At 36.5% G+C, this 22380-nt stretch carries 18 protein-coding genes; 2 read left to right on the top strand and 16 right to left on the bottom strand.

Annotated elements, in window-relative coordinates:
* Positions 1-30: 30 nt before the first annotated feature.
* The 13 genes from gatC to IPM56_06000 form a co-directional block, all read right to left on the bottom strand.
* The gene (gene gatC, locus IPM56_06060) at positions 31-318 is read right to left on the bottom strand and encodes an Asp-tRNA(Asn)/Glu-tRNA(Gln) amidotransferase subunit GatC (GenBank protein ID QQS37517.1); all 288 of its coding nucleotides are present in this window, start codon (positions 316-318) and stop codon (positions 31-33) included.
* 1 nt (position 319) lies between these two features.
* On the bottom strand, positions 320-1030 hold the full coding sequence (locus tag IPM56_06055; GenBank protein ID QQS37516.1) for a 1-acyl-sn-glycerol-3-phosphate acyltransferase: 711 nt from the start codon (positions 1028-1030) through the stop codon (positions 320-322).
* Positions 1027-2157, bottom strand: a complete 1131-nt coding sequence (locus tag IPM56_06050; GenBank protein ID QQS38234.1) for a M48 family metallopeptidase — start codon at positions 2155-2157, stop codon at positions 1027-1029. The genes IPM56_06055 and IPM56_06050 overlap by 4 nt, the downstream gene beginning before the upstream one ends.
* A 100-nt stretch (positions 2158-2257) precedes the next feature.
* Entirely contained in the window at positions 2258-2584 is a 327-nt protein-coding gene (locus IPM56_06045; GenBank protein QQS37515.1) for a hypothetical protein, read from the bottom strand.
* A 127-nt stretch (positions 2585-2711) separates the two neighbouring features.
* Positions 2712-3491: a tetratricopeptide repeat protein gene (locus IPM56_06040; GenBank protein QQS37514.1), complete on the bottom strand. Its 780-nt coding sequence runs from the start codon at positions 3489-3491 to the stop codon at positions 2712-2714.
* A 2-nt stretch (positions 3492-3493) separates the two neighbouring features.
* Positions 3494-5308 (bottom strand): protein BatD, encoded by a 1815-nt coding sequence (locus IPM56_06035; GenBank protein QQS37513.1) that lies wholly within the window; start codon positions 5306-5308, stop codon positions 3494-3496.
* A 1-nt stretch (position 5309) separates the two neighbouring features.
* Positions 5310-6053, bottom strand: coding sequence for a tetratricopeptide repeat protein (locus IPM56_06030; GenBank protein QQS37512.1), 744 nt, complete (start codon positions 6051-6053; stop codon positions 5310-5312).
* A complete protein-coding gene (locus IPM56_06025; protein QQS37511.1) occupies positions 6046-7113 on the bottom strand; it encodes a VWA domain-containing protein in 1068 nt (355 codons plus the stop codon). Before IPM56_06025 ends, IPM56_06030 begins: the two co-directional genes overlap by 8 nt.
* Before the next feature lie 4 nt (positions 7114-7117).
* Complete coding sequence (locus IPM56_06020) at positions 7118-8113, bottom strand: VWA domain-containing protein (protein ID QQS37510.1); 996 nt, start codon at positions 8111-8113, stop codon at positions 7118-7120.
* Positions 8106-9047 (bottom strand): hypothetical protein, encoded by a 942-nt coding sequence (locus IPM56_06015; protein QQS37509.1) that lies wholly within the window; start codon positions 9045-9047, stop codon positions 8106-8108. Before IPM56_06015 ends, IPM56_06020 begins: the two co-directional genes overlap by 8 nt.
* Positions 9041-9916: a DUF58 domain-containing protein gene (locus IPM56_06010; GenBank protein ID QQS37508.1), complete on the bottom strand. Its 876-nt coding sequence runs from the start codon at positions 9914-9916 to the stop codon at positions 9041-9043. The genes IPM56_06015 and IPM56_06010 overlap by 7 nt, the downstream gene beginning before the upstream one ends.
* A gap of 1 nt (position 9917) precedes the next feature.
* Positions 9918-10841, bottom strand: coding sequence for an AAA family ATPase (locus IPM56_06005; protein ID QQS38233.1), 924 nt, complete (start codon positions 10839-10841; stop codon positions 9918-9920).
* Between the two features lie 173 nt (positions 10842-11014).
* Entirely contained in the window at positions 11015-12190 is a 1176-nt protein-coding gene (locus tag IPM56_06000; protein ID QQS37507.1) for a class I SAM-dependent rRNA methyltransferase, read from the bottom strand.
* Positions 12191-12281: 91 nt separating this feature from the next.
* Here IPM56_06000 and IPM56_05995 point away from each other — a divergent pair, with 91 nt between their 5' ends.
* Positions 12282-14099 carry a PQQ-binding-like beta-propeller repeat protein gene (locus tag IPM56_05995; protein ID QQS37506.1) on the top strand — a complete coding sequence of 606 codons (1818 nt, stop codon included), beginning with the start codon at positions 12282-12284 and terminating at the stop codon, positions 14097-14099.
* A 23-nt stretch (positions 14100-14122) separates the two neighbouring features.
* Complete coding sequence (locus IPM56_05990; protein ID QQS37505.1) at positions 14123-14767, top strand: HAD family hydrolase; 645 nt, start codon at positions 14123-14125, stop codon at positions 14765-14767.
* A 75-nt stretch (positions 14768-14842) separates the two neighbouring features.
* On the opposite strand, the gene IPM56_05985 is transcribed toward IPM56_05990, so the two are convergent.
* From IPM56_05985 to IPM56_05975, 3 genes are all read right to left on the bottom strand, one after another.
* The gene (locus IPM56_05985) at positions 14843-16189 is read right to left on the bottom strand and encodes a hypothetical protein (protein QQS37504.1); all 1347 of its coding nucleotides are present in this window, start codon (positions 16187-16189) and stop codon (positions 14843-14845) included.
* Between the two features lie 63 nt (positions 16190-16252).
* Positions 16253-16951, bottom strand: coding sequence for a T9SS type A sorting domain-containing protein (locus IPM56_05980; GenBank protein ID QQS37503.1), 699 nt, complete (start codon positions 16949-16951; stop codon positions 16253-16255).
* A complete protein-coding gene (locus IPM56_05975; protein ID QQS37502.1) occupies positions 16948-22359 on the bottom strand; it encodes a hypothetical protein in 5412 nt (1803 codons plus the stop codon). The genes IPM56_05980 and IPM56_05975 overlap by 4 nt, the downstream gene beginning before the upstream one ends.
* Positions 22360-22380 lie beyond the last annotated feature (21 nt).

Raw genomic sequence — 22380 nt, 5'->3', positions numbered from 1 at the left:
TGTAAATTAATTTATTTCAGCACAAGTGATTCAGCCGATTACTTTAGGAACGTGAAAATATTTATCATCTTTTGATGGAGCATTCTTAAGTGCTTCTTCTGCTGATAAGCTCTTTCCTTTAATATCTTCACGAAAAACATTGTTCATTTCAACAGGATGAGAAAGCGGTTCAACAGAGCTTGTATCAACTTCATTAAGCTTTTCCATATAAAGAAGAATATTATTCATTTCAGAAGTAAGTTTTTCAATTTCTGAATCATCAAATTTTAATTTTGCAAGTTTAGCAATATGCTCAACATCTTTTCTTGTTACTGACATATTATACCACCGACTGATAATTTTTTAAAACCACTTCTCTTACCTGCTGCATAAGATTTAATTCTTCCTGCCTTGATTCCTTTCCGGTTGTATAGATCGGTTTATCAAAGTGTATCGACAATGTTCCCGGATTAATTCTTAATGAGCCCTTAGGCAATATTTTTTGTGCGCCTGAAATTGTGACAGGAATTATAGGCTGCCCGACTCTTGATGCAAGATAAAAAGCGCCGCGTTTGAACGGCTGAATTTCGCCATCCCTGCTTCTTGTTCCTTCAGCAAATAACAGGATTGAAACTTTTTTTTCTTTCATCAGAAACTTTGCGCGCTCGATACTCTTTACAGCTTCATCAGCTTTTTTTCTGTTTATCATTACGTAAGGTCCTAAATACAACTGCCACCCGAACAACGGAATTTTTACGAGTTCCTGTTTAAACACAATACTCATTCTGACTGGTATTGCATACTGCATTGCGGGTATATCAAACTGGCTGCTATGATTAGAGACAAGAATATATGTTCCTTCAGGCTGGAAATTCTCAATTCCTGTTACGTTAAGTTTGATTCCGCTGATCCATAAAACTCCACCTGAGAATATTTTTGAAAGCCAGAAATATGAGCGATAACTTTTATCTGCCAGAGCAAATATTATCGCAAATACTGAACAGATAATTGTGAATAAAACTATAAAAAATATTCTGATATAAGTTGTCAACTTTTACCTGCTAACTCTGTGTTTCGATAATTGTTCGTACCTGCAAATTCTTTTATTGCTTTGATTCTCTTTTCAATAGAAGGATGACTGTAGAAAAACCATTCAACAAAAGGATGAGGTTGCTTATCACCAAGGTTTTGTTCGCTCAGTTTGTTTAAAGTGGAGATAAAATCATCAGCTTTGCTGGTTGCAGTTACTGCATATTCATCAGCTTCATATTCATATTTCCTTGAAAGAATATTTCCAAGAGGTGTAAGGAATAATCCCACAACCATAGCCCATAAAGTAAGGAGTGGCAATGCTCCAATTTGTGTTAAGGAATTAAATCCGAACAGGGCGATAGAATGTTCATATAATTTCGCAATGACAAAAAATGTTATAAAACTTAAAGCAGTGTTGAAGAAAATACCTTTCACAATGTGTTTCTTTTTGTAATGTCCCATTTCATGAGCCAGTACAGTTTCGATCTCATCATTCGAGTACTTTTCAAGCAATGTGTCGCCTAATATTATCCTCTTTGATTTACCTATACCTGTAAAAGCAGCATTCGCTTTCCTTGTATTCTTACTCATATCAAACTTGTAAACATTGTCTATTTTCAGACCCGCGTCCTTTGATAGCTCAGAGATTCTGAATTTAAGTTCATCATTTTCAATTGGAATAATTTTGTAGAATAAAGGAAGGATGACTATCGGCGCAATCCTGGCTAATACAACAGATATAAAAAACATTGCGATGGAAAACGGCAGCCACCAGTCAGTATTAAATTTTTCAAGTGAATAGTAAAAGATCAACAACACCGGAATTCCAACTGCCAACGATACAACTAATCCCTTAAGATTTTCCAGGATCCACTTCCAGATATTCTGGTTTGATAGGTTATACTTATGCTCAAGATAAAAACCGGAGTAATAACTCAGCGGAGAAAAAAGTATTGAACCCGCAAACCCGATTATCAAAATAAAAATGATGAATCGCAGATAGGGATTTTCAAATGTTTGAAAAAGGTAGTTGTCAAGTTTAAGACTGTAATCAAGAAACACGAATAAAAAAATCAGTACAAATACTACAATACTTTTTGATATTCCTATTGCGAGTTTGGTATTATTATATTTTTTGGAATCCATACTTAAAATTAAGAGTAATAGTTTTTCAATCAAATAAGGGTCCGGGCAAAAAAAATCCCGGTTATTTTAAACAACCGGGACTAACAACAAATGAATAAAATTATTCTTTCTCTTTTTCTTTTACTTTGTCTTTCTTCTCAACTGTACAGCAATCTTTTTTCTTTTGTTCGTCGACAAGAACTTTTTCCTGTTTACCAACTTGTTTGCTTACTTCAACAGTTTGTGATTTATCAACTGTAGTTGCAGGAGCTGTTGATGTTGTGGTCACTTCCTTTTTTACTTCAACTTTTGATGTGGTTTCAGGTACTTCACACATCTTTTTAGTAACTCCGTCTTTTTTATCGTCAGAGCAGCAGTTACTTTCTTTCGACTGTGCAAACAACAGAGTCCCTGCAAGAAGTACAAAGCATAATGTGAGTAGTTTCATTTTTGTTCCTTTATTTTTTATTTGATTAAAATTATTTGCTAACAGTTAGTTGCGTAACATTTTCCAATTATTGATAGTTCAATCTAAAAAAATATTGCCGATGCGCAAAGGAATTTTTGAGCCCTATTTAAATGACCCGGACTTTATCCCCCGGAATCCAGCCGATTTTTCCGTCCTCAAGCCTGATCTTCAGCCAGTCATCTATCCGGTCTTCAACTTTTACTTTCAATCCTTCGTGGATTATAAAACCATCGTTACTTTTTTCATCAGGAGCTAATTTTACTGTGACTGCCTGTTCAACAACTACACCTGCTTTTAAATTGACTTCCCTGTTAAGCCTGACTATTAATATCGAAACAGATAAAAGAAGTAAAATAATCGAAACAATGCCTGATACAACTGATATTTTTTGTTGAACCAAAGTGATTGAAAAAAAGTACCCTATAGCAGCTAATAAAACCAAAATTAGGAGTATATAAGCAATGGTCGTCCAGCCGCTTAATGAAAATACAGCAAGTAAACTTTCCCACCATTGAAACAGAAAAAACTTTGGAAGCGTGTCAACTTTATCAACTAATTGTGAGTTAACCAGTGCGATGTTATGAATTACATCTTCGTCTGCCGGAGATAATTTTAATGCACGTTCATAATTCAAAACAGCATAACCATATCTGCCTGACCTGTAGTATGCATTTCCAAGATTATAAAACAACTCAACACTTTCAAATCCTTCAGATACTAATTTTTCATACTCGCTTATGGCTGAATCATAATTTTTATTTATGTACAGTTCATTTGCTTTTTTTAAAGATGATTCAGCATCAACTTGCTGAACAGCGCTTGAATCACTTACCATCAACAGATTAACTGCAAGTAATATCAGTAATATGATTGTTAATCTTTTCATTATCATTTCGATGAAAGAGTTTTTTCTATTCCGATTATAACGTTGGATAATCGTGAATACATTTCGTTCATTTCAGCCTGACCATTACTTCTTGGAGCAAATCTCACGTATTCACATTTTTCTATCGATGTTTTCATATCGTTTATCAATTCCGGATTTAACTTTTTCAATTCAAGTTCCTCAACAGCACGCTCAAGAGTAAATTCGGATTTAGGAATTTGCAGTTTATCTTCCAGGTAGCCAAACAGCGCTTGAGAAATTTCATTATAGAAACTCTGCTGCTGTTTTGTTTCAAGGAGTTTTTTTGCATTCTTCAAACGAGACTTTGCAATCTTTTCAGCCTGAACAAACTTCAACCTGCGAACATCACCGGACAATTTATCTTTCCTTACTTTCCAGGAAATCGCTCCAACCGCAATGATCATCGGGAAAAATACTGCCAATAAAAATCCTGTTTGATGCAAAAGTATCCCGCTGCCTTTTGATATTGAACCGGTATCTGTCTTTATAAAACGAATATCCCTTCCAAGCATTTTTATACCTTCTTTGGATGTGGATGTGTAAATCTCGCCGCCTTCACCTTCCAACACATTCAGATTAAACCCCCCAGCGGAAAGAGTAACGTATTTTTCATCAGAAGGATTAAAGAATGAAAACTCAATTGCAGGTATCTCTTTTTTTCCAACTGCGCGCGGGACAAGTAAATATTCAAGATTTTTTTTACCGCCGACTTTCGCTGAGCGATTTATTTGTTCATCTGATTGCGGATCATACTTTTCAATTCCCGGCGGCAGATTTAACTCGTTAAGTTCAATAAGACTTATGTTGCCGGTGCCGGCAATACTTATTTTTAGTGCAACGGGTTCATTTGCTTTCGTCTCCTGTTTATCCAGCTTAGCATTCAAAGTAAAGTTGCCGACTGCTCCGTTGAATGATTCAGGTTTTCCATCTTCGGGAAGCGGATTCACTTTTACATTAAGTGTATTCGATTTCACCTCAACATTTACGATTTCATTTCTTCCAAAAGGATCACTGAAGAAGTCATCGAAAATATTATTCGATCTTCTTTCTTTTTGTATTTGAACAGGAACGGTCAACTGGAATGGTGTTACTGATAGCTCACCTGATTGAGATGGAAACAACGCCACACGTTTGAGCACGGCAACCCGGAATTGCCTGCCGTCCAGAACTTCTATCGAATATGAAAGATTGTTTGATGTTTCAAGTTCTTCAGCCCAGAATCCCCGGTACTGTGGAATTTTTGAAACTGACATTTGAGCAGCAATATTCAGTCGTGTGTAAAGCTTATAAACAACTGTAACCTGTTCACCAACATACGCGCGTGATTTGTCAATTGTAGCCCTTATGAATAAATTTTTTGCAATCTCTTCATTAGAAACCGAAGATTTGTTACTGGAATTATCCTGCTTGACTGTGCCTTTTGCTACTTCAATTTTTATCGGCTTCGTTTTAAGTATTGATCCTTTGAAATCAATTGAGGCGGATTCAATCGTGAAGTTACCTTCACTCTTAGGTTGCAAAATATAAGATAAAGTTTTTGATGCAGATACAGCACCGTTAATGATCTGCATACTGGTTGATTGATTTGGTCCGGATAAAACCATAAACCCGCTAAAATCCGGCGGAGAAAAATTTTTAAGGCTGTTAATATCTTCACCGGAAAATGTAAATGATACCTGGAATCTGTCGCCTGCTCCAACTTTTGTATTATTTACACTTGCTTCAAAGGATTGGGCAATTGAAGAAAAACTAATTACCAGAATTAAAAAAAATATTTTTACGGTTTGCTGAAGCATATCACCAGTCTTTTTCCGTTTTAACAGGGGTGCCTTTCTGCTTTCTTAATTTCTTCTGCAGATCCTGTTCGCTGTTTTTCAGAGCATTCAATATACGCTCAGCTTCAGCTTTTGATATTTTATTCTGCTGAGGCTGTTTAAGATTATCCTGCTTTGTTGTTTGATTCTGATCAGGTCTGTTTTGATCATTCTGTCCTTTGTTTTCATTGTTCTGTTTCTGCTGATCCTGGTTTTTATTGTCCTGATCTTTCTGCTGATCTTTGTTCTGATCATTTTTATTCTGATCATCTTTTTGTTGCTGCTTATTCTGCTGATCATTTAACATCGATAATGCATAGGATAAATTATACTTAGTTTCATTATCGTCAGGATTAAGCTTGAGCGCCTCTTTATAAGCCTGAATGCTTTCTTTGTACTTTTGAGACTGTAAATATGAATTACCGATATTATGATGAACTTTCGATTTAAATTCTTTATCGTCGTGCTGTGTTAAAGCATTCTCGTATGATTTGATTGCTTCGTCATATCGTTTCTGTTTGTAATATGCGTCACCAAGATTAAATGTGGTTACATAACCGGGTTCCTTCTCATGACCTTTCTTAAAATTCACTTCGGCATCAGTGTACTTACCCTCTTTATAATTATCCACACCATCATTATTAAGTGTTCTGAGAGACTGAGCGTGAATGCTTATCGTACAACCGAATAAAATAATTACAACAGAGAAAAATAATAGCTTATACATTTTCATTCTTGCCAACCTTTGAACTGTTGAAAACCACACTGCTAAGTTTTCCGAACATAGCAGATTTTCTTTCTGAAATAAAAAATTCCATCACCAACAGTAAGAGAGCAGGTATTAAAAAATAATAAAACCTGTCTTCGTAATCAGTCACTTTTTTTGTACCGAACTCAGATTTTTCCAGTGACGATAGTTTATCGTAAATCTGGTCAAGGTTATCATCATAATTTGTACCTCTGTAATAAACACCATTAGCTTTTGAGGCGATGTCCTGTAAAATACTTTCGTTCAGTTTTGTCAGGACAGTATTTCCGCTGTTATCTGTTTTAAATCCGGCAGACTGACCATTCCTGTCATACACAGGAATGGGTACACCTGTTGTTGAACCTAAACCAATGGTAAATATTTTTATTCCCGCAGTAACAGCTTCTGACAAAGCCGCTTCGATATCACCTTCGTGATCTTCTCCATCAGTTATAACAATGATTGCTTTTTCAGTTTCTGTTTTTTGGTCAAATGATTTTGTCGCGAGTGCAATCGCCGAACTGATCGAAGTGCCCTGCTGCGGTACAGAACTGACATCAACCGCTGACAAGAATAGATTAGCCGCAGAGTAATCTGTTGTTAAAGGAATCTGGACATAAGCTGCACCTGAAAAAACTATCAGCCCTATTCTGTCCCCTTTCAATTTTTTTATCAGGTTCGCTATTTGAAATTTTGCTTTCTCCATCCTGTTAGGTTTTATATCCTCAGCCATCATACTGTATGATACATCCAGGCAAATGATCACATCTATTCCTGTCTGCTTTACTTCCTGCAGTCTGCTGCCTACCTGCGGGTTTGAAATAGCCGTTATTAAGAAAAGCAAAGCAAGCATTACCAATCCAAATTTGGTGTGACGTTTCAATGAACTGAACGAAGGCAGAAGAGTCTTATGCAGTTTTTCATCAGCGAAATTTTTTATTAATCTGTTCCGGGCTATTTGCAGATACCAGTACAGCAGGATCAATACTGGTAAAAGATAAAGAGCATTTAAATATTCCGGATGTGCAAATCTAAACATATCTCTAAGGTAATTTTTTTAGTAAAGTTCTTGCGAGTCCAGCTTCAAATAATAAAAGAAGAATTCCCGCACCAAGCCATGGATAAAAAAGTTCTTTAGCGTTTCTGTAAGATGTAATTTCGACCCTCGTTTTTTCAAGCTGATTTATCTTATCATAAATCTCAGCAAGGGTCCTGTTATTCGTCGCTCTGAAATACTGACCATCAGTTGAAGTAGAAATTTTTTTCAATACATCTTCATCAATCTCAACAGGAACCATCTGGTATCTTATTCCAAATGGAGTTTGAACAGGATATGGTGCTTCACCTCTTGTTCCGACTCCAATAGTATAAATCCTGATACCGTACGTCTGGGCTATCTGTGCAGCAGAAATCGGATCAACTTCGCCGCTGTTGTTAACACCATCAGTCAATAAAATAATTATTCTGCTTTTAGCTTCGCTTTCTTTAAGCCTGTTTACACCGTTTGCAATTGCATTGCCTATTGCCGTACCATCTTCAACCATTCCGCTTTTAATATCACCTAAAAGTCCCCGAAGCACCGAATAATCGACTGTGAGCGGACATTGCGTAAATGCTTCCCTGGCAAAAATAACCAGACCGATTCTGTCAGTAGTTCTGCCCTGGACAAATTTATCGATTACACCTTTAGCCGCTTCAAGCCTGTTTGGTTTTAGATCTTCTGCAAGCATACTGCCGGAAATATCCAGCACCATTGCAATATCAATTCCTTCGCTGTAAATATTTTCACCCGATGAAAATGTCTGAGGTCTGGCTAAAGCAATTATAACAAGTGCTACTATAATTCCGCGTAAAATTATTGGCAGATGTCTGAGCTTCTCTCTTATTGTAGTTTTTTCAGTGCGGATAATATTGATTGAAGAGAACGTTATTGAAGGTTCATTTTTTTTACCTTTAAAGAAATACCAGAACAGCATCAGCGGTATTATCAGCAAAAGATAAAGAACCCATGGATATGCAAATGTAACATCACTAAACATTTGAGTGTTCTTCCTCAGGTTGAGTTACAATTTTGGTTACTTCCACAATCTGATATGCCTGCTTCATCATTTCTTCATTTATCTCGTTCATCGGTTTATATTTTGCGAATTTTACCAGGTCGGCATTACTAAGAAAATCAGAAGTCACTTCAACTATTTTTTTCCCGGCACGGATATGGTCCAAGGCATTCATAACTTCCGTGGTAGATAATTCAAGCGCTGGAAATTTAAATCTGCCTTCAAAATATTTTCTGATAATTCCGGTTATTTCCGAGTGATATTCTTTAATGAAACCGCTCTGCCATAATTTTTTTTGTCCAAGATTATCTAACTCACTTAATGCTACTACATCCGGCGGAAGTACAACAACGGGAGTAACTTCAACTTCATTTAATTTTTTCTTACGGAACTTTTTAAACAAATAAAAGCCAATCGCAAGCAGAAGAATGATACCTGCTGCCCACAACAACAATATTTTCCAATCAAGGGGAATTCTTATCGGCTCTTTAATATCCTTTATCTCTTTTGATTTATCTACTTCAACACGGTTTACATTAAGAGAAAGTGCGTTGGAGTAAGCATAAATTTTTGTCGTATCGTTCTTATCCTGAAGTATAATTTCTATCGGCTTGATGTCCACCTGCAGAGAATCATATCCAGCCAAAGTATAGTTGTAAATGATAACTTTATTATTCGCGCTTTCCTCAATTTCGGATTGGGATTGACTTAATACTTCAAGTCCTTCAAGTGTATCTTTAATTGCAGGAGGATTCACTAGAAAATTTTTTGCGGTTTCAACTTTTATTGACAGATTTATCAGATCACCAACAAGATAGTCAGTTGTGTCAACTTTGGCTGTAACTTTGGCGGTCTGACCTGTCAGTACAGACGCAGATATGAAAAGAAGAAGAAGTACTGAAACTATTTTCACCATCTTCTCTCACGCATTTTAAAAAACTGAACAAGAGGTTTTACATAATCTTCACCTGTCTGAACAATAATACTATCGAGTCTTGTTTTCATAAACAAAGATTTCATTGACTGTTCATTTCGTTTACGTAATTCTTCCATCGAGATCTGGAAATTCCGGCTGCTTGTATCTATCCAGCGTTGTTCACCTGTTTCAGCATCTACAAATTTTACAAGTCCTAGTTTGGGTATATATTTTTCACGTTTGTCATTGATGACGACACCAATAAGGTCATGCTTTTTACCAACGACACTTAAAATCTTATCATAACCGCTATCCATAAAATCTGAAAGAAGAAAGACGATGCTTTTCTTTTTGACAGCATTATTCATGTATTCAAGTGCGCTTTTTAGATTTGTGGTTTTCCCTTCAGGTCTGAATGAGAGTACTTCACGTATAATTCTGAGCACATGTTTCTTCCCTTTTCTTGGAGGCACAAACTTTTCGATTTTATCGGTGAACAAAATCAGCCCGACTTTGTCATTGTTCTTTAAAGCAGAAAAAGCAAGAATCGCACTCAGCTCAGCAGCAATTCTTTGCTTGGTTTTTTCGATACTTCCAAAGATAAGTGAGCCGCTGAGATCAACCATTAAAATCACAGTAAGCTCACGTTCCTCTTCAAATATTTTTATGAAAGGATGCCCGAAGCGTGCGGTAACATTCCAGTCAATATTTCTTATATCATCACCGAACTGATATTCACGTACTTCCGAAAATTCCATTCCTCTTCCTTTGAAGACAGAATGGTACTCACCCGAAAAAACCTGGTTAACAAGTCCTCTGGTACGTATCTCAATTTGCCTGACCTGTTTAAGAAGTTCTTTGCCTATCATCTTACGGTACTTCTATCTTGTTCAGGATTTCGCTGATAACATTCTCAGTTGTTATTTCTTCTGCTTCAGCTTCATAAGTGACTGCGATACGGTGACGGAGTACATCATAACATATCGAACGAACATCTTCAGGAATAACATAACCGCGCCGTTTAATAAATGCCATGGCTTTTGCGCCAAGTGCAAGATTTATACTTGCACGGGGTGATGCACCATAACTTATAATGTTCGTAAGATTTTGAAGTCCGAATGTTTTTGGGCTACGCGTAGCAAATACAATATCCAGGATATACTTTTCAATTTTTTCATCGATGTAAACTTCACCGACTAATTTTCTTCCGTTGATTATATCAGCCGGAGTTATTACGGGTTTAACCTCCGCTGCTTCGTCATTAATATTCTGTCTTACAATTTTTAATTCTTCTTCTCTTGACGGATATGTTATTTTCACTTTCAACATAAACCTGTCAACCTGTGCTTCGGGTAAAGGATAAGTTCCTTCCTGCTCAATAGGATTTTGTGTAGCAAGAACAAGAAACGGTTCATCCAGTTTAAATGTCTGCTCACCAATAGTTACCTGTCGTTCCTGCATAGCTTCAAGCAATGCGCTTTGTACTTTGGCAGGCGCACGGTTGATTTCATCTGCAAGTATAAAGTTTGAAAAGATGGGACCTTTCCGTATGAAAAAGTTTCCCTCTTTCTGATTATAAATCATCGTGCCTATAAGATCGGCAGGCAGAAGATCAGGAGTAAATTGGATTCTTTGAAATCCTGCTTTCATTGATGAAGCGAGTGTTTTTATTGCAAGGGTTTTGGCAAGCCCTGGAACGCCTTCCAATAGTATATGACCGTTGCCGAGTAATCCAATTACAAGTCTTTCTACCATTGCCTTTTGTCCGACAATCACTTTGCCGATTTCATTCATCAACAGGTCAATGAACGCGCTTTCCTGCTTTATTTTTTCATTCAAAACGGTGATGTCCAAGATTATTTCTCTCCTTAATTTTTAATTAAGATCACGATTAAAGTAATGTTTTTAGACGCGTGCAAACTTAAAAATGTTGCGGTATTATTTCAAGAAATTTAGTGTCAAACTTTTTACCTGACCATGAAAATAGCAAACTTAAGGTACGAAGTTTCATGCATAGCAGGTAAAGCCGGATGATCAAAGGATGCCCTGTTGAAATGAATTAATTGAATTTCTCTCCCTGTTTTAACAGCTGCTGAGTTTATTATTGATATAAATTCACTCTCCGGCAGATGATAAGAACAAGATGATGTTACCAGAAAACCATAATTGTTAATTAATGTTAACGCCAGCCTGTTAAGCTTTTCATATCCTTTTTTAGCCTGGTTAATATTTTTTTTGTTCTTGGCGAATGCCGGCGGATCGATCATAACCACATCAAAATTTTTATTTCCATTTATGCAGTCTGATAAGTAGTCAAACACATCACTGGTTACAAGATCATATTTATCAGTGAACATATTCAGTTCAAGATTGACTTTAACCAATTCTATCGCTGCTGCAGACGAGTCAACAAAAGTCACTCTGTCCGCACCGCTTTTAAGTGAGTGCAGTCCAAATCCTCCTGAATTACAGAAAGCATCCAGTACAGATTTTTCTTTACATATTTTTTCTATAAAAAATCTGTTATCCGACTGATCAAAATAAAATCCGGTTTTGTGACCACTTGCAAAATCAACTTTATATTTTATTGATCCATCCTCGATTATTTCATTATCAATCTTACCATAATAAATCGTGTTATCAGTTGATAATCCTTCCATTACCCTGAAATGTTCTTCATTCATTGCGAAGATATTTTCTGCGCTGTATTCATCTTTAAGTATCCGGATAATTAACTGTATATTTTTCTCCATCCCGGCAGAATAAACCTGCAGCACAAATGTCTTATTGTATTTGTCGATAATCAGTCCCGGCAAATAATCACTTTCACTGAATACTAATCTGAATGAATCTCTTGAAGGATAAAAAGATTTTCTCAACTTATAAGCATTAGCTAATCTATCTGCAAACAGTTTTTGAAGATCATCGATGATATTGCGGCTGAGGATCCGGACTGATATGAGAGAATTTTTATTGTAAAATCCCTGCGCAACTATTTCATCACGATGATCATATACTGAAACAATATCTCCGCTTTCAGGATTGCCATCTGTTTTTTCGATCTCGTTGCTGAAAATCCATAAATGACCCGATCTGATTCTTCGGTCTTCGTTCTTTTTCAAAAATATTTTAGGATAACTCAATTGTCTTCTTCCTCAATCTGTTCATCTAAATGGATTTAAGTTTGAATTAAAATCGTTAATTTTGATCAGTGAAATTAATGCTAAATACTTTATGAAAAAATTTTATCTTCTGTTATTCTTTCTCTCTTTTGCCGCAACAATCTATTCGCAGAATAAAACCGCGTGGATATTTGACCCGCAGGCAGGCTCAGAGAGTAACGATATGAAGTTCCGGGAAATTCTTTCGAATATATCTCAACGAAATGATATAGAGAATATCATAGTCACCGGGAACATTTCTTTGAACAGTAGTGAAGAACAATTTTTGTCTCTTAAAGCTGTCACTGATACAATAGAGAAAAAATTTTATTTTATCCCCGGCACCAACGACTATAACTGGCTAAATGGTAATTCAGAAATTTTCAAAAATATATTTAATGATGATAAGTTTTATTTAAAACAAAATGATGCTGTATTTATAGGAATGACTTCCGCAATTGAACGGCGCGGTGAGGGCGGGCATTTCAGACGTGAAGACCTCGAGTGGTTAAAATCGCTCAGCGATACTTTTCCCGATAATATTCCTGTTATACTTTTTCTGAATCAACCATTGAATCAGACTGTCGACAACTGGTTCAAGGTGACAAATGCACTATTGAATAAAAATGTCTTGTTCATTTTATCTTCTGAAGGTGATGAAACGAAAGCAACAACAGTAAATAGTGTAATAACGATTAATGCAAAAGGCTTCACTTCGAAGAATAAGGAGTGGAGTTATTTTATTCTGGACACTTCTGATGATACTCTGCAATTAATAGAATCGTTCAAATCGGGGAAAGAAAACACAATTATAAACCAGTCAATAAATTCTCCCGCTTCATTCAATGTGATAGATTCAATTGATTTCGTTAGCTGGGAGAGCCAACTGATGTGGAAATATGATTTGAATAACTCGATTAATAATTCTCTTGTAGTTAAGGATGATCTGATATTTGCTTCAACACCTGACGGAGAAATAACCTGCCTGACAAGATCAGGGCAAGTAAAATGGAAAACTAAAATAGGCGGCAGCTCGATCAACAATCTTGTTAAAGAAGGTGATCTGCTTGTAACCGGCACTTTGGAAGGAGATCTCATTTCACTTAACGCTAATACGGGAGATGTTTTCCTTACAATCGGAGTTGGAGAACCGATAACTTCACGCTTAACAAGTGCGTCCATAGAAGTACCGGAAGGAAAAATCCGGGTAGTGATTTTGGGAACAGTTAACGGCAATGTTTACTGCTACAATATTTATTCATTTGAGTTGTTATGGCAGAACAGTTCAGCCACTGACATGATTGAATCTGAACCGATGGTTATTAACAACAGGATTATTTTCGGGAGCTGGGATTCCAATCTTTATTGTGTAGACAGCAGAAGCGGAATCTTAAACTGGAAATGGTCGTCCGGAAATAATTTTTATTTTGCGCCTGCCAGATGCACACCGGTGAGTGACGGAAAAAATGTATTTATAACATCGCCTGATAAAAATGTTTATGCAATTGATTTACTTCTCGGCACATTAAACTGGAAAAAGGAATTTAGTGCATGGGAATCTGCTGGAATCAGCCAGGATAAAAAACAAGTATATATTAAATCATTCCGTGACAAACTTAATATCATTTCCTCGGCTGATGGGAAGCTTATAAAAGAACTTGATCTGAAAAACGGGTTTGATACAACACCATTAGAGATTAAAGTATGGAATGAAAATATTTTACTCCCATTAAAAAATGGTACTCTGCTTCTGGTGGATAAATCATATAATCAAAAGAAAATAATGTTTACCGGGAACTCAAGATTAAACCAGGTATTTCACTTTTACGATGATGTTTTTGTTACATCAAATTCTGATGGAATAATTTATTGTTTCAATCTTAAAAAATGAATTTAAAATCATACTGAGGATTTATGCCGAAATTTAAGGGGATAATTTTTGATATAGATGGAACGCTCACATCAACAAATGAACTGATATTCGCTTCTTTCAATTTTATCACAAATAAATATCTCGGGAAAAATCTTACTCCGAAAGAGATCATTGCATTGTTCGGTCCGACAGAGGATGTAATACTCAAAGACTGGTGCGGTGATAATTATAACACAGCCCGCGAGGAATACTATTCTTTTTACAGGGATAATCATCATATGGCTGATTTGTATCCCGGCATTAAGGAAGTGCTTGAATCAATAAAGCAAAAAAATATTCCGATCTCCATTTACACCGGTAAGGGTCGTGATTCTGCAATCATTACATTAAGTCAGCTTGGAATAATAAATTATTTCAATATGATAGTAACAGGTGACGATGTTGCGGAGCATAAACCTTCTCCTGAAGGTATTAATAAATTTGTTGTAGAGTATAATTTAAATCCTGATGATGTTTTAATGATCGGCGATGCCGTTTCCGATATTAAAGCTGCACGCGCTGCTGGGGTTAGTATTGCTTCGGTATTATGGGATAGTTATTCCAAATCGGAAGTTATTAAACACAAAAGCGATTATGTTTTTCATTCAGTGGATGAATTGAAAGAGATGCTGGAGAAAAATATTTAAGGCAGTTTTTTAATGGAAGAGGAAAACTCAGTATTACTCTGAATTTTCCTCCGTGATTGAAAACTTAATTGTCGATCAAAAACTAAACGGGTAAATAAATGATATTCTTGGCTCAATTCTTTTCTGCGGTTCATATTCAAGAATGTTATCATCAGCATCTCGGACAGGTGTAAACGTCCAGTGATAAACCAATGAGACAAGCATAAACGGATATGGTTTATATCCCAACTCGAAAAAAAGGTAAGAACGGTCATCAAGTTTGAACAAGTCGACTTCATCCTTAATATTTATTTTGTCATAACCCGCACGTGCAACGAAAGGTGCTTCTTCAGGTGCGATCTCGGTTCCAAGATGAAGTATTCCGCTGGTGGGATATTTATCAAGTCTTTGATAACTGCCTATGATATTGAACAATCCTAAAACATCAACGCCGAGTTCTCCGTAAAATCCATTTGCTGTCTCAGTAAGGTTTGTTAACTGAGCAGCTTTGCTTGAGAATGCACCACCGGAAGTTGAGTCTGCTTTAAATCTTTCAATCTCATAAAATGAATTGAAGTAAGATGGGATATACTGTTTATTGTTAAACCTTCTCTCAAGTTTTGCAAAAAGCGATACAAGTCCTAAACCACTTAATTCAGCTTTAATACCTGTTGCAACACCGCTACCGAAATTGAGTATCTTTGCATAGTCTGCATACAATGTAAGATCAAGTATATCGGTTCTGACAAGCGGGAAACCAATATCAAACCCGATTATAGTCATTGAGCCTTCATCCTGTGTAGTTTCAAACTTTTTTGTAATTGGATTATAAAATCCTCTCACCACACCGGCATTTTCATGCAGATCGGAAACTACTGTCGCTCCGACTTCAACTCCGCCTATTACGGGTATCATCCCAAGTTCTGTAAACTGCAAAGGACGAACATAACCTCTCAGTCCCAAAATTCCTGCTTCTGCAAACTGACTGTAGATCGATTCGAAACCAAACTGTCCGAAATCGATATCCAATACCATTCCTATTTTTCTTGTATCAAAGGAAGGACTGTTATTATAGAGGTACATTATACTTCCATGTCCAAGAGTATGATAGTCCAGCGCACCGACTTTTACATAGACAGGATCATTCTTTACACCATACCTGGCATATCTTATAAGACTCAGATAGTCCGAGGTTTCGTTAAAATTTTCTTTTCTTAATTTTCCATCTGAATCGAAATCAAGATTAAGATCAAGACCTACACCGAAATTAGCAAAGGATATTTCAGGTCTGAAGCTAAAACGATAATGCGGTTTACCATCAATCCACATTAAACCGAGTCCGCCTGTTAAATGTCCTTCATCCTGTTTGGGATACTGATTAAACTGAGCAAAAGTGTCCAATGAAAACAAAACAGCGAATAGTAGCACAACTATTTTTTTCATTTTCTGCCTTATGTATGTTGATAAAACTTAAATGCAAAATATAAAATGATCTGTTAAAATCATTTACTTGAGTAGAATAACTTTTATTACTGAAGAATGATTATCTGAACTTAACCTTACAAAATACATTCCTGATACAGCTTCCTTTAAATCAATAGTAGTTGAGTATGTACCTGCCGGGAATGAATCTGTCAAAACCCTATTGACAATTTCTCCTGAAGAATTAAACACCTCAAGCGTAATTGTTGATACATAAGGAATTGAAAATTCAATCTTCGTCTGGTGATTAAATGGATTGGGATAAGCATTCGATAGATAAAATTCTCCCGGGATTTCATCATCAATTAATTCTACCGATGAAATGAAATCAACCACAACAGTATCAGAATATTCAAACGAACCTGTAAAATCAATCTGCTTCAGTCGGTAATGGACTACACCAGTCATTTCAACAAGTGTGTCAATGTACTGATAGTGTTTCGGGGAATTACTATTTCCGTTGCCTTCCACAAAACCGATCGCCGAAAAGTTAAAAGCTGAATCAGATCGTTCTACATCAAAGCCATAATTATTGGTTTCAGTAGCAGTGCCAAAATTAAGCTGAACACCGTTACTGATTACCGTAGCATAGAAATAAACCAGTTCAACCGGCAGCGGTTTATTATTTTTTATTTTGGAGAATGAGTTTTGTCCGTTGCTTACATTTGTCAGCGTGATTAATAATACTGAAACCGCTATTGATATCCTGCAAACTAATTTCATCTTATAACCGAAAGTTTTTGAGTTATATGATAATTTTTATCAGGTGTTGTCAGAATTAGTTTTGCAAAGTAAACTCCATTAGCAAGTATGTCGCCATCCTGATCTTTACCATCCCAGAAAAGCGAATTGAATCCTGGAATTAATTGTTGTGATGTAAAAGTCATTTCCCGAATTTTTCTTCCGGCAACTGTATAGATAATTATTTTCAATTCTTCAGGTACCGATGGAAGTGTAAAAGTAAAATAAGTTGACTCGGAGAAAGGATTAGGATAGTTATACGCATTTTCAATTTTGAGTTGATCAGATACTGAAAAATATCTCTCAAAGATTGGTGTCGATCCGGGAATTCCCCTCACATCTTTTGCAAAAATCCTCAACCTGTTTTCACCGGTCACAATTGCAGGATTGAATTTATACTGAGCAATACGGTTTACAGTATCATAATCAGTATCAAGTCTTGAAAAAGTTATTTCTTCAGTATCCAGGAAAATCAGAAGCGATGTAGTATCTTCTAACGGGAACCAAACCGGGTAGTTAAGATTAATTATAATCTCAGGCTTTGAAGAAACATAATCACCGTCATAAATTTCTTTTCCGTCAAATGTAACCGAAACTGCTGATTCACTTATCGAAGTGAGCGTATCACGTATAACATAAAACCCTTTTTCGAATAAATTATTATCCTTATAAAGTTCCGGAATTTTGCTTTCACTATCTAAAAGGATTCGGAATAACATATCTCCAAAACCATCTGCAATATTGCTAAGATAAGTTCCAGAAAAATTTATTTTCTGATCCTGGTCAAGAACAGTTACCATACTATCTGAAATTGTAATTGAACTGTTATCAGGTTTTATAACCAGCAGCCGAACATTGAAAGAGTCAGCCGGAGAATCTCCGACATTATAAATGTCATAATTAATCGATATGGATTCTCCCTGCACAAGGCTGTCTTTATTTGTATTTACAACCTGGTAGTTTACAGCCAGTTCGGGCACCGACTGAAAGTTTACACCGAGTGAAATAATTCCGGGTGATTCTTTCAATTCATTAGCTGATAATTTCACAAGCATTTTTACTTCAGGATAAACCGATGCGTCAATAAAACTGATTGAAGCACTATCCCCGGGAAATGCAATCGCTGATAATGTATCGACATCTTTCGCGGAGGTTATACCGAGCGGGATGTACTCAACAGATGAGCCGGTGGGCAGGGAATCTTTTTTAAATATATCAAACCAAAATGTGCTTTTGGTAATAGATGGAAATACTATATGTCCCGTTTCATTAACAACCAACTGGGATGTATCAATAATTGCGGGTCCCTGGAAAAGTTTTTTATATGATTCAGGTACCGATCCCATCGGTGCGCCCTTAACACCAAGTAAGCACCACGATTCTCTGTACCTGACACTATCAATGTACAAACTGCCAAGTGTTTCGATTGCCTGCCTGACAGCAGTACCGCCGCTAAATCCCAGCACTGTTTGTGCAGCATCATCACTTATTGCAAGCGCTAATAATTTTCCATCCGGTAATGACGCAATGTAAGCAATGATAGAATCAGCGTTTTGCGTTATAGTATTAGGCGCAGCAAAATACCTGATGTTTGTCGGTTCGAGTGTGATTGAATCAATCTCTGCACTAACCATTCCCCAGAAGAATGTATTGGGTAAACGTTCTTCACTATTAAATAACATTGACGCAAATTTTCCGTCATTAGAACCGGCGGAAGTTATTTTTAATTGATTCGTCGACTCATTTATTTTCCAGGAATTACTAACGCTGTCAAATTCAACATTCTTAAATGAAAAGTCCTGGCTCTTGTGTGATCTGTCAACGAACCAATCGTATTGATGACTAATATTCTTAAACGAAAATGCTGATGACCATTCAACCTGGCTGGCATTAAGTCTTGCTCTGTACCAGTATCGCTGATCATCAACGAGACTTTGGAGCGGTACTTTAGTAAACAGATCTGTCAGGGAAACCTGGTATTCACTTGCGCTGTTAAACTGTTCGTTATCTGCTATAGAAAAAATCAGATCACTTATGCCGGAAATATTTTCATAAGTTGGATTAAGAAGTTTAATAGTGTCTTTACCTGTCGTATAAAAATGTTCACTCTCCACCGCTCTTAATGAAGTTGAATAAATTGTGAATTCAACTATTGCTTCATTATCATCTTCATATATTTCATCGATGTTGTTATCGGGGTCGAGCCTGATTGTAAGCGAATGCTGACCGAGCAGTGCGTTAGTTGTTACATAAAATCCTGTTTCTGACTCAAGCACCGGCGAAGCAATTTTGAATGTTGACGTGAAGATTACGGAATCACCAAATTTATTCTCTGCGGATACTGTAAGTGAATCTAAAACTACCCTGCCCCAATTCTTTATCCTGACAGAAACAAAAATTGAATCATTAAGATCATTCAACTGAGAATTGTTTAAGACCACAGAATTGCCCGCTAACACAAAATTCGGTTTAACAGGAATCGCAAATTCTATCAGCGGGTCGGTGAACAAAAGATTACAATAATTAAACACCCTGTTCACTTCATTAAATCCATAAAGGTTAAGCTGATTTATTTTTCCCTGGAAGTGTGCTTTGCTGATGTTTGTTACCGAGTCGACCAGAAGAAGTTTGTAGAACAAACCCGGATAACGTAATGAAGTTGAAACATAACCAAGACTTGAGTTGCCGAGATAACTTATCGCCTGTCCGTTAGCTGACTGAAAAACAAACAACTCACCAAACGCATCAACATCAGGCTCAGCAAATTTACCTGTAGAACATCCGAAGTCCGAAATCAACGGATTGCGGTCTATGAAAGCGTTCTTTATGTCTTCAACTTCCGTGATTCCATTGTCCCAAGTTCTTGTTCCACTGTGCCCGATGTAAGAGATAAACAATCCGCTGCTGTCAACAGCATTACGTATCTCTTCAACTGTGTATGGACCAAAGTTAGTCGGCGGACTTACGGTTTTGTAAAAGTGAATTCCTTTTCCGCCAACAGGTGAAGGACGCACGATATTATTTAACAGTGAATCATTCGCTGCTTTGATCTGGGCTAGTTCCGAAATATTTGACGGATCACCGCCGCTGTAAAATGTGAAGCGTTTGTTATAGTCATCAAACCTTCTTCCTACATAATTCTGATGCTTTTGTAAGAAGTTCAGTATTTCACTGTCATTATTCGCGGAGATTCTGCTGACATACATTTGTGGAATATTTATGTTTGTCGAATCCCAGCACGCATACCAATTATCGCTTACCGGGAAACCATAAGATGGAACAAGATTCTGCTTACGCGGAGAAGGAGCAGGATTCCATTTTTCTTTATAATCATAATTTGCATCACCGGCAAGAACGAGATAAGTCGGAGATGGTGAAGTCCAGTTTTGATTCGCCGTTATTAAAAATTCTTTGATAGATTCCGCGTTGTTTTCACCGAAAGAAAATTCATCATAAATGTCATCGATATAAATTAAAGAAGTTCTTACATCATACTGCTGATCAATGAACTGAACATATTGCTGCATGGAAGCCGCAAGAACTCTATTACTTATCAATATATAATCAGCACCTCTTGAAGGATCGGGAAGATTAACAAATTGCTTTTGATATTTAAAGATTGGTGTTCTTACACCGGATGTTTTCATAATGAAATATTTATCACCGCCCGTAACAGTATCACTAAAGACCAGTTCATTACCAATCAAAGAAAATGAACTGATCCTTTTTATATCCGGCATTACCTTATAGATCAGGATTGAAGTATCCGGTGAAGTAATATTTGTGAGTTTAACATTTCTGATGCCGGTTGGAATCGAATCAGGGATAATAATAGTCAGGGAATCATTAACTGCTATATTCTGCCTGTGGTAGTCAATTTCAATCCAGTCGATAAGTGACCTGTGAAATAACGCAGAAGTTGCCAGTCCGAAAACCCTGAAGGCATTATTCCCTTGTTGAAGTTGAGATGATGAAAAAACTGAATTGAAGTTAACGGTAGCCCTGTAATCAAAAGTTACTGAATCCTGTACAGACGTTGAATTAATACTTGAACCATGTTTATGCGTTTGTATAACAATATTGCCAGCATTACTTATCAATCTTACTGAAGTCTTTACCGATGTTGATGGTACAAAATCGGTCGCCTGAAAATTTATTTGTTGAACCTGGTTATTACTCAGTGTAAGCCATGTCCACACTTTATGTTCCTGCCAGAAAGGTAACTGAGTCCTTGGAAGTTCGGCATCGTAATACCATATACGCTGCTCATCTTCGAAATGAAGTTTTGCAAGATGGCTGGTAATAGTATCAGTAACAGCTGCAAGAATTCCCGCAGTCTCATTCAACCGTAAACCATTATCGCCGCCCCATACAAGCCAGGCAAATGTTGTATCTGTATAACGGTTCATGTAGTTAAGGTATTCCTGACCCGTATTTACAATTGAATGATAATCATCACCGCTGTAATTTTTTGTCGACCAGAACTCTATGTAATCATCAGGATCGAATGACTGATCTGCTTCACCGAAAACTCTTAAAGGTATCTGTTCACCTTTTTCAAAAAGCTTTATAGTCAATGGGTTGACTGAAGACGGATTTATACCGTAAGAAATAAGATCATTATAAGTTATTCTATAAATGCCATCATTAATTATAGCCAGTTTATAATGTGTTTTACTGTAATCAATCCAGCTATACGAATCGGTTTGACTATCGGTAGGTTTCACTTTACTCCTGAAGTCCAATGCCTGTTCATAATTCAGAATGACTGAGTTCAAATCCTTTTCAAAGATGCTCATAGGTTCAACATTTTTTATGAAGGGTTTGATATCAGAAAAACTCAATTCGGCTTTCCCCGATTCAATAACTGTCAAAGATTTATTTTTCCAGTTAAGCCGGTATGGATTTAACTGAACAACAGCGCAATAAAAATTCCTTAGCCAGAAATAATCTATGACTTCAACTTCCTGTTCGGGATAAAGATCACCGGAAAAGTATTTTAACTCCAAATCATTCTTAACCAGCGATAATGATGAATCAGGATTAAGTCTGATTGCAGGACTAACCTGGAAATTTATGTTTTCAATTTCCTTTTCGACTTTTGAATTAAGATTCACATTTAGTTTTGAATAAGGAGGAATCGCAACAATAAAACTTCGTTGCGGAAAAACAGGTTTACCCGGTGAGTCTTCATTTATTCCTTCAGGAAATTCCAGCGTATAAGTTCCATCATCATTCCTGAGTAATGCCTCTAAAGTATTTACGAAATTAAATTCTAATCCCGATGAATTAGTCCTGACTTTTTCAGGATCAATCACCTGTGCGGGCAGTTTATATCCGGTTAGGAATAACAAAGAGATTAAGACAAAGTGCTTTATTTTTTTATTCATCTAATCTCAAATAATTGTTTG

Source organism: Ignavibacteriales bacterium (genome assembly GCA_016700155.1).
GTDB lineage: Bacteria > Bacteroidota > Ignavibacteria > Ignavibacteriales > Ignavibacteriaceae.
The sequence above is the reverse complement of the archived record's forward strand: the minus strand, read 5'-3'. Positions and strand labels throughout refer to the sequence as shown.